Raw genomic sequence first — 12,950 nt, 5'->3', positions numbered from 1 at the left:
AACTGATAACTGATAACTGATAACTGATAACTGATAACTGATAACTGATAACTGATAACTGATTAGCGTGCAGAGATTTGGATCGTTTCCGGTTTGCTTAAATCGCCAGTAATAGTTAAACTGCGCTGATTAGCGTGGAGATGACGGACGATTTTATAGATAGCTTCAACTTGGTCACTAGCGCTGATTTTGGCCGCTAGAGTGGCTAAGTCGAGAGCAGTTCCCGTTTCCCGAACAACTTGCACGATTTTTCTTTGTAAATCCAGAATAGAAGCGGCGGCTTTTTTCCCTGCTTCTACCCCGGGTTGATGGTAGGCGTTAATATTAACTAAACTAGCATAGAAACTAACGGCCCGTTCGTAGAGGGCAATTAAAGCTCCTACCTGACGGGGAGTAACCTCTGGGATAGTGATAGTGATAGAGTGACGACTATTTTCGTATAAAGCTTGTCGAGTACCTTGCAGTAATCCTGAGAGAAAATCACCGGCAGTGGAGCCGGTTTCCACTTCCATGGAATCTCCTTGTCGGTCTTTTAACACTTCAATAAAAGTAGCGAAGAAATTGGGAATCCCTTCGCGTAATTGTTGGACGTAGGCGTGTTGGTCTGTGGAACCTTTGTTACCATAGACGGCGATACCTTGGTACACCTTATTGCCCTCGAGGTCTTTTTCTTTACCGAGGGACTCCATGACCAATTGTTGCAGATAGCGGCTAAAGAGATAGAGACTGTCTTTGTAGGGCAGAATCACCATATCTTTCTCTCCCTTGCCGTTGCCCTCATGATACCAAGCTAGAGCCAGTAGGGCGCTAGGATTTTTTTTCAGGTTGTGGACGCGGGTGGCGATGTCCATTTCTTTGGCCCCGGCTAACATTTCATCGATGTCGATACCCTGCAAAGCGGCCGGGAGAAGACCGACGGCGGATAGTTCTGATGTACGACCACCGACCCAATCCTGCATGGGGAAACGAGTTAGCCAATCTTGGGCGTATTTGTCCAGTTGGCTACCAGGCATAGTGACGGCGACCGCGTGTGGCGGAAAGTCTAAATCTTGTTTTTCGTAAGCGTTGCGGACTTCTAACATTCCGTTTCTCGCTTCGGGAGTGCCGCCGGATTTACTGGTGACGATAACCAGGGTGGTAGCTAGGGGTAAATGGGCTAAGGTGCGATCGATACCTTTGGGGTCGGTATTATCAATAAAAGCAATCTCTAAGGGGGGATTAAGGGGGGATAGAGCCTCGGCAACGAATTGGGGACCCAAAGCAGACCCCCCGATGCCTACACAGAGAATATGGCTAAATTTTGCCCGATTGGGTGGCTTAATCGCTCCGGAGTGAATTTTCTTGACAAATTCTTTGATCTGTGCTATTGGTTCGGTGATTTCGTCCCGCAGTTCCTGGTTAGGAGCGAGTTCAGGAGCGCGCAGCCAGTAGTGGCCGACCATACGCTGTTCGTCGGGATTGGCGATCGCGCCCCGTTCTAAAGCCGCCATATCTTGGAAAGCGCGCTCAAATTTTGCTTCTAGACCTTTGAGAAAAGCCTCATCAAAGGGAATCCGACTGACATCGAGATAAAGTTCTAGGTTAGGGTGATAGTATAACCAATCTTGGTAACGTTGCCAGAGTTGCAGATTATCCATAAAAAAAAGCGAAATTTTTGTTTAATTACTCGTTTAGGGGAGATAGGATTCTATCCTCTCCAATCATCATACAGGTAGTTTTAGACTAGAAGTTGACGGTTAACCATATATTAGGGGTTGGCAAAATGCTAACAGTGACGGAACTATCCCCTAATTGTTCGGTTTGCTGGTGTTGGCTGTTGATTTTTTAACCTTTCCTATGGCTATCTACTCATCCCCTCTCAAAATCGGTAACTTAGAAGTGCATAGCCGCGTCTTGCAATCACCTTTATCCGGTGTCACCGATTTAGTTTTTCGGCGCCTGGTGAGACGCTTTGCTCCTGATTCGATGCTCTATACGGAGATGGTTAATGCAACAGAAATCTCCCAGCTGCAAGAGTTACCGCAATTGATGGTTATCGGGGACAAAGAACAACCAATTAGTATGCAGTTATTTGATTGCCGTCCCGATTTTATGGCTGTGGCGGCGAAAAAAGCGGTTAAAGAAGGAGCGATGACCATCGATATTAATATGGGTTGTCCTGTTAATAAAATTACTAAAAAAGGCGGCGGTTCTTCGCTTTTACGACAGCCAGAAATTGCCGAGCAAATTGTTAGGGAAGTGGTGGGAGCGGTATCGGTGCCAGTAACGGTGAAAACTCGCTTGGGATGGAACGCTCAGGAGATTAATATTATCGATTTTGCCCGTCGTTTAGAAGATGCGGGAGCGCAAATGTTGACCCTGCACGCACGCACTAGGGAACAGGGTTATCACGGGCCGGCCGATTGGCAATGGATTAAACGGGTGAAGGAGGTTTTATCAATTCCTGTCATTGCTAATGGTGATATTGTTTCTGTGGAAGCGGCGATTAATTGTTTGGAATTTACCCGGGCCGATGGGGTGATGTGTTCGCGGGGAACCCTCGGTTATCCCTATTTGGTGGGGGAAATCGATTATTACCTCAAAACAGGCAAAAATTTGCCGAAACCCACCTCTATTGACCTGTTAAGCCTAGCTAAAGAGCATTTACAGGGGCTATGGCTATATAAGGGACAACGCGGTATTTGGCAAGCGCGGAAACATCTGGCTTGGTATTGTCAGGATTTTACCGGTGCGGCACTTTGGCGCGAGCGGTTTTCGCGCATCGAATCCCTGGGGGAGGGCTGTGATTTAATTGATGGAGCTATTGCCCAATTAAACCTTGAAAACGAGAATATTTACAGATAACGGTTGAACTGACCCGTTATCCTAAACTTTGGATGATAAGTAGTCGTGCAAAATTAATTTCCTAGTGAAGATAGGCAAGAGGCAAGAGGCAAGAGGTGTTTAGATATGTGTAATTAATTTTGCTTAGGTACTTATGATTAGTCTAACTCTCGGTTGTCAAGACCGTTTCAAGGAAATAAGTTACAGTTTCGTTAGACATTTGCTAAACTCCCAGAGTTATCGTGCCGGCTCTCCCAGCTTTGGTGGGTAAAATGTATTCTAAGATACATTTCTCAAGAGCGAGGGGGTGGAACGAACCACAAAGACACAAAGGACACAAAGATCGATCGATCCTATGTCAATTAAACTTATCACACAGAACCTAGAAGAGCATCGTGCCGAGTTTAAGATGGATTAGGGTTCACTGCCACGATTGCGCCAGACTTGCCAACCGACGTAACCGAGGAGGAGAGTCGCGCCAAAGGCAAAACCCCAACCACTGGGAACATTGGAGAAACCGAGGGCTAAACTGCCCACCCAGAGAGTTAGGGCGTAGATAAATAATACTGTCAGACGGTGAGAGATACCCGCTTTCAGTAAACGATGGTGTAAATGACGTTTATCAGCCACAAAAGGGGATTTTCCGCGTTTGAGACGGGAAATAATCACCGTGGACATATCGAGGAGAGGAACTGCGAGGATGAGATAGGGTAATAGGACGGCGGTAACGGCAACAGTAGTCACAGCAGTAGTTTTCGCCAATCCAATCACCGCCACACCCGCCAGGGTAAAACCCATAAAATAGGCCCCACCATCCCCCATAAAAATTTGGGCGGGGTTAAAATTGTAACGCAGAAAACCCAAGGCCCCACCCGCTAAAGCGGCGGCGATAATAGCGGCGGCCGGTTGTCCCATCACCAAAGTTACAATCAAAATCACGACGGCAGATATACCCGAAACCCCCGCCGCTAATCCATCTAAACCGTCAATCCAATTAATCGCATTAGCCATCCCCACTAACCAGAGGAGAGTAACTGGTAAACTTAGCCAATGAATTTGTAATAAATCGCCGAAGGGAATAGAGAGGAAATCGATCCTAACGCCAGCTTGCCAAGCTAGAAAAGCGACGCTAAACTGCATTACCAGACGATTGAGGGGCGAAAGATTAAAAAGATCATCCGCTAGACCGATGAGGAAAAAGCCGAAACCGCCTAGGGTTACGCCCCACACTTCCCATTCTCGATCGCTTTTTAAACCAGCAAACCCTCCCAACCACCAAACGATCAGGAGGGCCGTTAAAGCGCCGACAAAAATCGAAACTCCCCCCAGTCGAACCATAGGCTTTTCATGGACCTTCCTTTCGTTGGGTTTATCGACGTAACCGCTTTTCAGTCCGACGGTTCTGACGAGGGGGGTACTCCAAAGTACCACGGTATGGGCGATCAGAAAAGCAATTAGATAGTATAAATCTCCGGACATGGGAATTGGGGGGCGATTTAATTCACAATTGGCAACTGACAGGCAATCGCCAATTATGAACTTTTATTATCTCTCTTTTTAGGCCAAGGCGGGGACGGAAATATGGAGATGGGGATAGAGGGGGAAGCTTTCACAGAGTTTGGCTACCCGTTGACGGCAAGCAGTTCTCAGGACTTCATCACCTGGATTAAGGAGAATATCGGCGATAATGTTGCCAATCTCGATAAATTCCGTTTCTCCTAGTCCTCTGGTGGTCATAGCCGGGGAACCCAAGCGCAGACCACTGGTGACAAAGGGAGACTCGGGATCGAAGGGAACAGTGTTTTTATTAGCGGTAATATTAATGGTACTCACCAGGCGATCGGCTTCTTTCCCGGTCATGCCCACGGATCTTAAATCGAGTAACATCAAGTGATTATCCGTACCATCGGTGACAATTTTAATCCCTCTAGCTTTCAACTGACTGGCTAAAGCTTGGGCATTAGCGATTACTTGGCCCGAATAGATTTTAAACTCCGGTTTCAGGGCCTCCCCAAAAGCCACAGCTTTCGCCGCAATCACGTGTTCTAGGGGTCCGCCTTGGGTACCGGGGAAGACGGATTTATCGAATTTTTTGCCTAATTCCTCGTCTTTGGTCATAATTAACCCCCCCCTAGGACCGCGCAGGGTTTTGTGAGTGGTGGTAGTGACCACATCACAGTGGGGTAGAGGGTTAGGATGATGACCGGTGGCCACTAAACCGGCAATATGAGCGATATCTGCCATCAGATAGGCCCCCACTTCGTCGGCGATGGTGCGGAATTTCTCGAAATCAATCCGGCGCGAGTAGGCAGAATAACCACAGATAATTAGTTTTGGTTTTTCTTTGCGGGCGATGTCAAGGATGAGATCGTAGTCCAGGAGTTCGCTTTCGGGACTTACTCCGTACTGTACCACTCGGAACCATTTCCCGGAAACGTTAACGGGGGAACCGTGGGTAAGATGACCACCGTGGGAGAGATCCATGCCCATAATCGTATCGCCTGGCTGCAAGAGGGTCAGGAAAACGGCGAAATTAGCTTGGGCCCCGGAGTGGGGTTGTACGTTGGCGTGGTTTGCCCCAAATAGTCGTTTAACCCGATCAATCGCTAATTGTTCCGCTTCGTCAACGTATTCGCAACCGCCATAGTAGCGTTTTTTGGGCAGTCCTTCTGCGTATTTGTTGGTTAAAACCGAACCCTGGGCGGCCATGACGGCAGCCGAGGTAAAGTTTTCACTAGCGATTAATTCTAGGTGATCTCTTTGACGTTGCAGTTCTTTTTGCAGAATCCCTGCGATCGCTGGATCCGTCAGGGATAGTATATCTAGGTTGGTATCAGTCACGGTTACTCGATCCTTTTTTTGACAATTTACCTGTAATCATTGGGTCACTGCTTCCATTTTGGCACAATCTCTAATCTTCCGACACACCGGTGAGCTTAATTGCTTCTCTTCGGGGTCGCTCATCAATTGTCAACCGTTAGCAGTAAAATCTTCATTTTTAGTTAATAGATAATAGTAATATTAACCAGTAGAATCCTTCCCGGTGGGGATTGAGTAATAAAATCGGAAGTAATACTAAATCTGGTTATTAAAGACTGATTATTTATTCCCCTTTTTGCATGAGTGCATGAGTAGAAAACGGGTTTCTCCGAGAAACCCGTTTTCTGTGCGTTACTCAAATGCCCAATTTTAGCTGTGATTTTCCCTTGAAAAATAACAACTTAGTAGAAATTATACAAAAAGTTTACAAATCCCAAAAATAGGGTGGATTACCTTCAAGATAACCACCCGAAAACTACCATTAATTATCTGTAATCAACCGGTATTTCTCATCCCTGCGGCAATACCATTAATCGTCATTAAAGCACCCCTTAATAACTCCTCTTTAGAATAGCGGAAATGAATCACACCGGATTGAGCTTGACTATTGTATTGACGTAAACGCTTCAGGAGAGACACCTGTAGGAAACCGAGGGGAACGATCGAACCGTTGCGTAACTGCACCGAGCGCTGTAAACTCGGATCATTATCTAATAAATGTTTCTCGCCAGTGATCTGGAGAACAATCTCGCTAGTGCGATTATATTCCTCTTTAATCCTTTCAAACAGACGTTCAAAACGTTCTCGATCTTCCTGTTTAGAAAGTTCACTGACGTAGTGATAGGCCATCTGTAGATCCACCTTTGATAGAGTCATTTCTGCCTTAGAAATCACCATCTGGAAGAAAGGCCACTTGTGATAAAAATGGCGTAACAATTCCAAATTTCGGTTAGGAGAATCATCGAGAAACATCTGTAAAGCTGTCCCTAAACCATACCAAGCCGGTAAAAGAAAACGGGTTTGGGTCCAACTAAACACCCAGGGAATTGCCCGCAGGGTACTTAAATCCTGTTGACCACTTTTCCGGCGGGCTGGTCGGGAACTAATCTGTAAAAGACTAATTTCAGGAATGGGAGTCACGGACAGAAAGAAGTCTAAAAAGTCCGGTTCTTCATAAATCAAACTGCGATAGGTTTGCCGTGAACAGGTGGCCAAGTCCTCCATAATGCGATTCCAGGGTTCGAGATCATCAAAACCACTGCCCAGTAAACTTGCCTGTATGACTGCCGTTACGGCCGTTTCGAGGTTATACAAGGCCAATTCCGGTAAGGAGTATTTCGAGGCTAAAACCTCGCCCTGTTCCGTGATTTTAATGCGACCGTTAATAGTTCCCCGGGGTTGGGCGAGGATAGCGGCGTAGGCCGGTCCACCACCGCGACCGACGGAACCGCCCCGGCCATGAAAAAGACGTAGATCCACGCCGTATTGTTTAGCGGTTTTCTGTAAAGCCTTCTGGGCCTTATGAATTTCCCAATTACTGCTTAAAAAGCCGGAATCCTTGTTACTATCGGAGTAACCCACCATAATCTCCTGTAAATTACTCGGTTCGAGGATGGCCGGTTCCGGGGTCACTTCCTCCCCGTTTAAAGCCGCTAAATGGTCGTAACCGCCGGCTAGGGCTGCCCGATAGAGGGGCAATTCAAACAAAGTCTGCATGATGCCGGGGGCGTGTTTGAGGTCATCGACGGTTTCAAAGAGGGGAACGATGCGGAGGGAACTGCGGCTAGTGGCGGGGTCGTATAAACCGGCTTCTTGGGCTAATAACAGCACTTCTAGCACATCGCTGGCCTCGTTGGTCATGCTGATAATGTAGGTTTGGCAGATTTCCAGACCAAATTCCCCTTGCAGACTTCTTAAAACTCGCAGGGTTTCAATGGTTTCGCAGGTTCTTTCCGAGAAGGGCATTTCCCGGGGAATTAGGGGCCGACGGGTTTTTAATTCCTCCACTAACCAGGCGATTTTTTCTGATTCGGTTAATTTGCCATAGGGTTTCGGTAAAACTCCGAGATAGGCGGCGATTTCTTCGATACATTCGGCATGACGGGTGGATTCTTGCCGAAAATCTAACTGAGTCAGGACAAAGCCAAAAATCTCTACTTGGGCGATCAGTTGCTCGAGTTCTTGACAGGAAAGACCAGTTTGCAAGAGACTGCGCTGTAATAGCTTTAATTCGGCTAAAAACTCGGAACCGGAGCGATAGATGTTGGTTTCGTTGAGTTTAGTTAATAATTGTCGTTCTTCCGGGTCATTGAGGCGGTTATTGCGATCGCAGGTATTTTCCAGACGTTTTTGAATAAAGGCCAATTTCAGGCGATAGGGTTCCTGACGGTAGCGGATGGCCAACTGGCTATAGATTTCGGGCATTTGCTGTTTATCTCTGTCTAGAGAGTCCAGCAACTCCGGCAAGACGTGACACCAGTGCAGGGAGGCGCTTAAAATACTGGTCAGGTCGTGAATAGCATCGAGATATTTTTTAATAACCAGATTGCGCTGATAACAGCAGGTTTTCCAGGTGACTTCGGGGGTAACGGAGGGATTGCCATCCCGATCCCCTCCCACCCAAGAACCGAAGCGACAGAAGTTATTTTTCGGCGCTTGTAAACGGGGAAAGGAGGATTGTAGGCTTTGCTGCAGACGCAGGGTTAACTGGGGTAGGGAATCGAAGAGAACTTCATCGAAGTAGTGCAGGGCATAATCCACCTCATCGACGACGGTGGGTTTAAATTGATGTAGTTCATCTGTTCGCCACCAAAAACGTATTTCTTCTTTTAACTGTTTGGTGACTGTTTGTGCTTCTCTGGAGTTAGTTAACCCCATGCTGCGAAAGATTTCTTCTGCTTGGTCGAGTTTTTCGAGAATGCCCGAGATGCGGCGCTGTTTAATGCGAATGGTATGACGGACAATTTCCGTCGGGTGGGCCGTAAAAACCAGACGAATATCTAACTGATCGAGAAGACGCTGGATTTCTTGGGGGGGGACGTTAACCTGTTTGAGATAGGGAAATAACCAGTGAAATAGTCCCGATTTTGGGCTGGAATTATCGGACCCGTTCAGGGTTTTTTCTAGCCAATCAGCCCCCACAATGGTGGCTAAAATGCTTTTTTGCGTTGGGTCTGTCTTGGGACTTTCGTTTTCTTCCCCGATCACCGTCCGTCGCAGTAGTTGCTGATCCCTTTGTTCGTAGTGTTGTTCGATGATATTGATTAACTGGAAATAGAGGGCAAAAGCGCGGGTGACTTTGATCGCTTCCCCTAGTTCCAAGTCTTCAATCATTTTGGCGATCGTTGCTTCCGCACTATCATCGGTCACTTGTCCTTCCTCAGAACAGAGATGGCGCAGTAATTCCAGTAAATCGACTAATTCTTGACCACATTCGGAGACCAAGACTTCTTTCCATAAATCTTCGGTTAATTTCAGTCTTTGCTGCAGAAACAGGTTGGAAGTGGTGAAAATATCCTGTTCGGTTTCGGTCGAGGGGACAAGGACGCTCATAATTTCAGTAAAAAGTGAAAAGGAGTTAGGAGTTAGGAGTTAGGAGTGGGGTGGGGTGTTGGGTGTTGGGGTAGTGGGGCAGTGGGTAATTTAGCTGAAATTTCCCTATCTCCCTAAATCCCTATCTCCCTAAATCCCTATCCCCTGTTCCCTGATATATCGGGATGTACTTTGTTGAAATGATTAGTTCTTAGGGTTTGTCAAAAATGAGACTTTATCCCAAAGAATCACATTTTTTGCAATTTTTAACAAAAATTTCACTATCCTAGCCTCTTTTCAGGAGCAAAAGGACTTTTTTCCTGGTAACTCTTTCCAGAAAAGATCATCGGTCACTGTTTGCCGGTAACTGATCGGCAATATTGAGAAGGGGTAAGCGATCGCCGCGAAACACTTCCTCACTTTCCTGGCCCAATTCAATTAACCAATGATTGAGGGAACGCAGGGCTAGATAGGAGAGAAGGAAGGGACTAACCGCTAGACTAAGACAAAGCTCGATCGGTGTAGTTTTCATGGCAATTTCTCGGTTAAAGGACGGCGTTTGATCCGACGAATCGGAAAATTAGCAATCAGGGCTGTAGTTCGTTGGTCACTTTCTAGGAGTAACTCGGTTTCCTCGGTGTCGATATCAAGATAACGACTGACCACTTCTAAGATTTCTTGACGCATCATATTGAGAATTTCGGGACTAAGATCGGCGCGATCATGGGCCAGAATAAGTTTTAAACGTTTTTTAGCTTGGTCGCCACTTTTGCCCGAACCTCGCCATGCGAGAAGTTTATCGATCAGGTCATTCATAGTAGGTTAAGGGGTTGAGATGAGAGAGTTTAGGGCCCAAATAAGCGACGACGCAGACGAGTAAGAAAACCTTCCTGACCAGCCATTAAATCTAGAAACGGCACATCGCGACCCTGTAAACGTTGGGCAATGTTTCTAAAGGCCATGGCGGGGAGAGAGGTCTTCTCCTCTAATACTAATGGTTCCCCTTTATTAGTGGAAATAATAATTTTTTGATCGTCGGGAATAATCCCCAACAGGGGAATTACCAAGAGGTCGAGAATATCCTCGACGCTGATCATCTGGTTAAGTTGAATCATTTCCGGCCGCAGCCGGTTGACAATCAGACGGATACTTTTAATATCCTCGCTTTCTAGTAATCCCACCACCCGATCGGCATCTCTCACCGCCGACATTTCTGGGGTAGTAACGATGATCGCTTCTTGGGCAGGTGCGATCGCATTGCGAAAACCCATTTCAATTCCTGCTGGGCAATCAATCAATACATAGTCATAACTTTTTGACAATTGGGCGACTAAATCCTTCATTTGATCGGCAGTAATTGCCTCTTTGGTACGATTTTGTGCCGCCGGTAATAAGACCAGATTTTCCTGTCTTTTATCCTTAACTAAAGCTTTATCAAGGCTACAATCTCCCGCCACCACATCGAGGGCAGTATAAACGATACGCTGTTCTAATCCTAACAATAAATCGAGATTTCTTAGTCCGAAATCGGCATCGACAAGGGCGACTCGACAGCCTAATTGAGATAAGGCTGAACCTAAGTTCGCCGTTACCGTCGTTTTACCGACTCCTCCCTTTCCCGATGTCACCACAATTACACGAGCCATAATTTATATCAGTTATCAGTTATCAGTTATTAGTTATCAGTTATCAGTTATCAGTTATCAGTTATCAGTTATCAGTTATCAGTTTTATAGAGTTTTTCGTTTCAACGCAGTTAATCGCTATTTTTACCAGTGACTGAATCACTGTTTACTGATCACTGTTTACTGATCACTGTTTACTGGTCACTGCTCACCTTTTTTCGACCCACCCCACTTTATCTTTAAATGTGTAGGTTCTGGAAAAATTATAAGCCCCAATGATGCGAATTCCTCCTTCGCTGGTACAGGCAATTTCTGGTTCCATGCGATCGCTATCTAAAGCCGGGGCCCGTGCCACTAATTCCGCGATCCTCAGTTGAGTTAAATCGATTCGCAGGGCCATAATTACCGCCGCTCGATCGCCGCGGAATCCGGCATGGGCCACACCGCGCAAACTCCCCCAAACTAATATATCGCCATCAGCGACGATCGATCCGCCGGGGTTGACATCGCCCATGATTATAACTGTACCCGGGTGACGGATTTCTACACCCGATCGCAGGGTGGTTTTTAAGTACAAAGGTTCGGCGAGGAGGGATGGCAGCGGTTGCTCGTCCCCAAAAACCGTGGGACTCGATCGCATTTGTTCGACATTGTAACCCATAGTTGCCGCTGCCACTGCGGTTTGTCTTCTTTGGGTTTGGATGGTATGTAGGGGTAATTCGGCGCTGTCTAAAATTGTGGCGATCGCTTGTAGTTGGCGCGTATCCATCAGGCGATCGTTGGCCTGTAGGTGTACTGGTGTTCTAGCGGGGCTATTTTGGCCGCTATTACGGAGATAATATTTCAATCCTGTCAAGATATCTGTCCAATCCTGACTTGTCTCTCCGGCACTGGTTTTGGGTAAAATTAGCACCAATTTCTCACCCTCACTTTTTAGGTGGATTTGGGCGTATCTCGACCTTACCGAGGCTAATGGCTCAATTTTTTCGGTTTCTAGGTCGATTTCTTGATTTATTCCGGTTTTAGTTTCATCCATAAAGATAATTTTTTACTTAAACAAGACAAAGCGTAAAATAGCGATCAGCAAACCGACGGAAGCGGTAATCAGTGAACCGCCTAAAATGGTTATCAATGCCCAAATTTGATTTTTTTGACTGCCCTCGACTATTTTGAGGCGATTATCCATCCCTTCGACTCTTTCGGTTAATTTTGCCTGTCCTATCTCTAGGGATTTAACATCTTGCTTGATTTCCTTAATATCAGCTTTAATTTCGCCAATATAAGCCTTAATTTCGACGATACTATTCTCGATCGCCGTGAAACGAGTCTCGAGCGCTTTTTGTCCGTTGATAATTAAGTCTTCTAGCCTTTTTAAGTCCGTATCGGCAAGAGTTTTCATAAAAATTAACCAGCTATCAGTATAGATGTTTCTTTAATTTTGACATCCTCGCCGCCGTAAAACGGACGGCGATTCCCAAACCTCACGATTTAGGTTTCTGCTTCTTTCCCTTGCGGGGTTCCGCACCTGCCTTAACAGATTTACTCTGTTCTGGTCTTATGGTCGCTCTACAGACTGACACCGCAAGCCCTGCGGCCAAAATGTTTTTACTGGCGTTAATATCTCGGTCATGGTGAGTCCCACAGATTGGACAATCCCACTCTCGAATATTTAACGGCATTTTCTCAGCAATATACCCGCAATTACTACACCTTTTAGAGCTAGGAAACCATCTATCTATTTCGATGTAATTTCTCCCATACCAACGGCATTTATAGGCTAATTGTCGGGTTATTTCTCCCCAGCTTACATCAGATATTGCCTGAGATAATTTAGGGTTTTTGACCATATTCTTGACGGCTAAATTCTCAACCACAATCGTTTGGTTTTCACGGACTAATTGAGTGGTTAGCTTGTGTAGATGGTCTTTTCTACTATCGGTGATTTGAGCGTGAATTCTGGCTACTTTGATTCTTGCTTTTTCCCGATTTTTTGACCCTTTCTGTTTTCTAGAAAGATTTTTTTGTGCTTTTCGCAACCTCTGATAATGTTTCTTAAAATGCTTAGGATTAGATACTTTATCGCCATCGCTAGTAATTACTAAACTACTAATTCCTAAGTCAATTCCGATGGCTTTATCTGTTACTGGGAAA

The 12,950-nt window shown here is 46.0% G+C and carries 11 protein-coding genes; 1 reads left to right on the top strand and 10 read right to left on the bottom strand.

Features of this window, described 5'->3' with window-relative positions:
• Window positions 1-62: 62 nt before the first annotated feature.
• Window positions 63-1,637 carry a glucose-6-phosphate isomerase gene (locus MICAI_RS13960; protein WP_008203131.1) on the bottom strand — a complete coding sequence of 525 codons (1,575 nt, stop codon included), beginning with the start codon at window positions 1,635-1,637 and terminating at the stop codon, window positions 63-65.
• Window positions 1,638-1,836: 199 nt separating this feature from the next.
• On the opposite strand from MICAI_RS13960, the gene dusB reads away from it, so the two are divergent.
• Window positions 1,837-2,844: a tRNA dihydrouridine synthase DusB gene (dusB, locus tag MICAI_RS13955; RefSeq protein ID WP_008203129.1), complete on the top strand. Its 1,008-nt coding sequence runs from the start codon at window positions 1,837-1,839 to the stop codon at window positions 2,842-2,844.
• Window positions 2,845-3,237: 393 nt separating this feature from the next.
• Here dusB and MICAI_RS13950 read toward each other — a convergent pair whose 3' ends face one another.
• The 9 genes from MICAI_RS13950 to MICAI_RS13910 form a co-directional block, all read right to left on the bottom strand.
• The gene (locus MICAI_RS13950; RefSeq protein ID WP_008203127.1) at window positions 3,238-4,302 is read right to left on the bottom strand and encodes a glycosyltransferase family 4 protein; all 1,065 of its coding nucleotides are present in this window, start codon (window positions 4,300-4,302) and stop codon (window positions 3,238-3,240) included.
• A gap of 78 nt (window positions 4,303-4,380) precedes the next feature.
• On the bottom strand, window positions 4,381-5,664 hold the full coding sequence (gene glyA, locus MICAI_RS13945) for a serine hydroxymethyltransferase (RefSeq protein WP_008203125.1): 1,284 nt from the start codon (window positions 5,662-5,664) through the stop codon (window positions 4,381-4,383).
• A 474-nt stretch (window positions 5,665-6,138) separates the two neighbouring features.
• Window positions 6,139-9,195 (bottom strand): phosphoenolpyruvate carboxylase, encoded by a 3,057-nt coding sequence (ppc, locus tag MICAI_RS13940; protein ID WP_008203123.1) that lies wholly within the window; start codon window positions 9,193-9,195, stop codon window positions 6,139-6,141.
• A 322-nt stretch (window positions 9,196-9,517) separates the two neighbouring features.
• Window positions 9,518-9,706 carry a hypothetical protein gene (locus MICAI_RS13935; protein ID WP_008203121.1) on the bottom strand — a complete coding sequence of 63 codons (189 nt, stop codon included), beginning with the start codon at window positions 9,704-9,706 and terminating at the stop codon, window positions 9,518-9,520.
• Entirely contained in the window at window positions 9,703-9,990 is a 288-nt protein-coding gene (minE, locus tag MICAI_RS13930) for a cell division topological specificity factor MinE (protein WP_002764792.1), read from the bottom strand. Before minE ends, MICAI_RS13935 begins: the two co-directional genes overlap by 4 nt.
• Window positions 9,991-10,019: 29 nt before the next feature.
• Window positions 10,020-10,820, bottom strand: coding sequence for a septum site-determining protein MinD (minD, locus tag MICAI_RS13925; protein WP_008203116.1), 801 nt, complete (start codon window positions 10,818-10,820; stop codon window positions 10,020-10,022).
• Window positions 10,821-11,007: 187 nt separating this feature from the next.
• Complete coding sequence (minC, locus tag MICAI_RS13920; RefSeq protein ID WP_008203115.1) at window positions 11,008-11,835, bottom strand: septum site-determining protein MinC; 828 nt, start codon at window positions 11,833-11,835, stop codon at window positions 11,008-11,010.
• A gap of 12 nt (window positions 11,836-11,847) precedes the next feature.
• On the bottom strand, window positions 11,848-12,198 hold the full coding sequence (locus tag MICAI_RS13915) for a hypothetical protein (RefSeq protein ID WP_008203113.1): 351 nt from the start codon (window positions 12,196-12,198) through the stop codon (window positions 11,848-11,850).
• Between the two features lie 82 nt (window positions 12,199-12,280).
• On the bottom strand, window positions 12,281-12,950 hold a 670-nt coding region (locus MICAI_RS13910), incomplete at its 5' end, for an RNA-guided endonuclease TnpB family protein (RefSeq protein WP_039900185.1).

The sequence above is a fragment of the Microcystis sp. T1-4 genome (assembly GCF_000297435.1).
Lineage (GTDB): Bacteria > Cyanobacteriota > Cyanobacteriia > Cyanobacteriales > Microcystaceae > Microcystis.
Note: the sequence above shows the minus strand (reverse complement) of the source record. Positions and strands in the feature narration are given on the sequence as shown.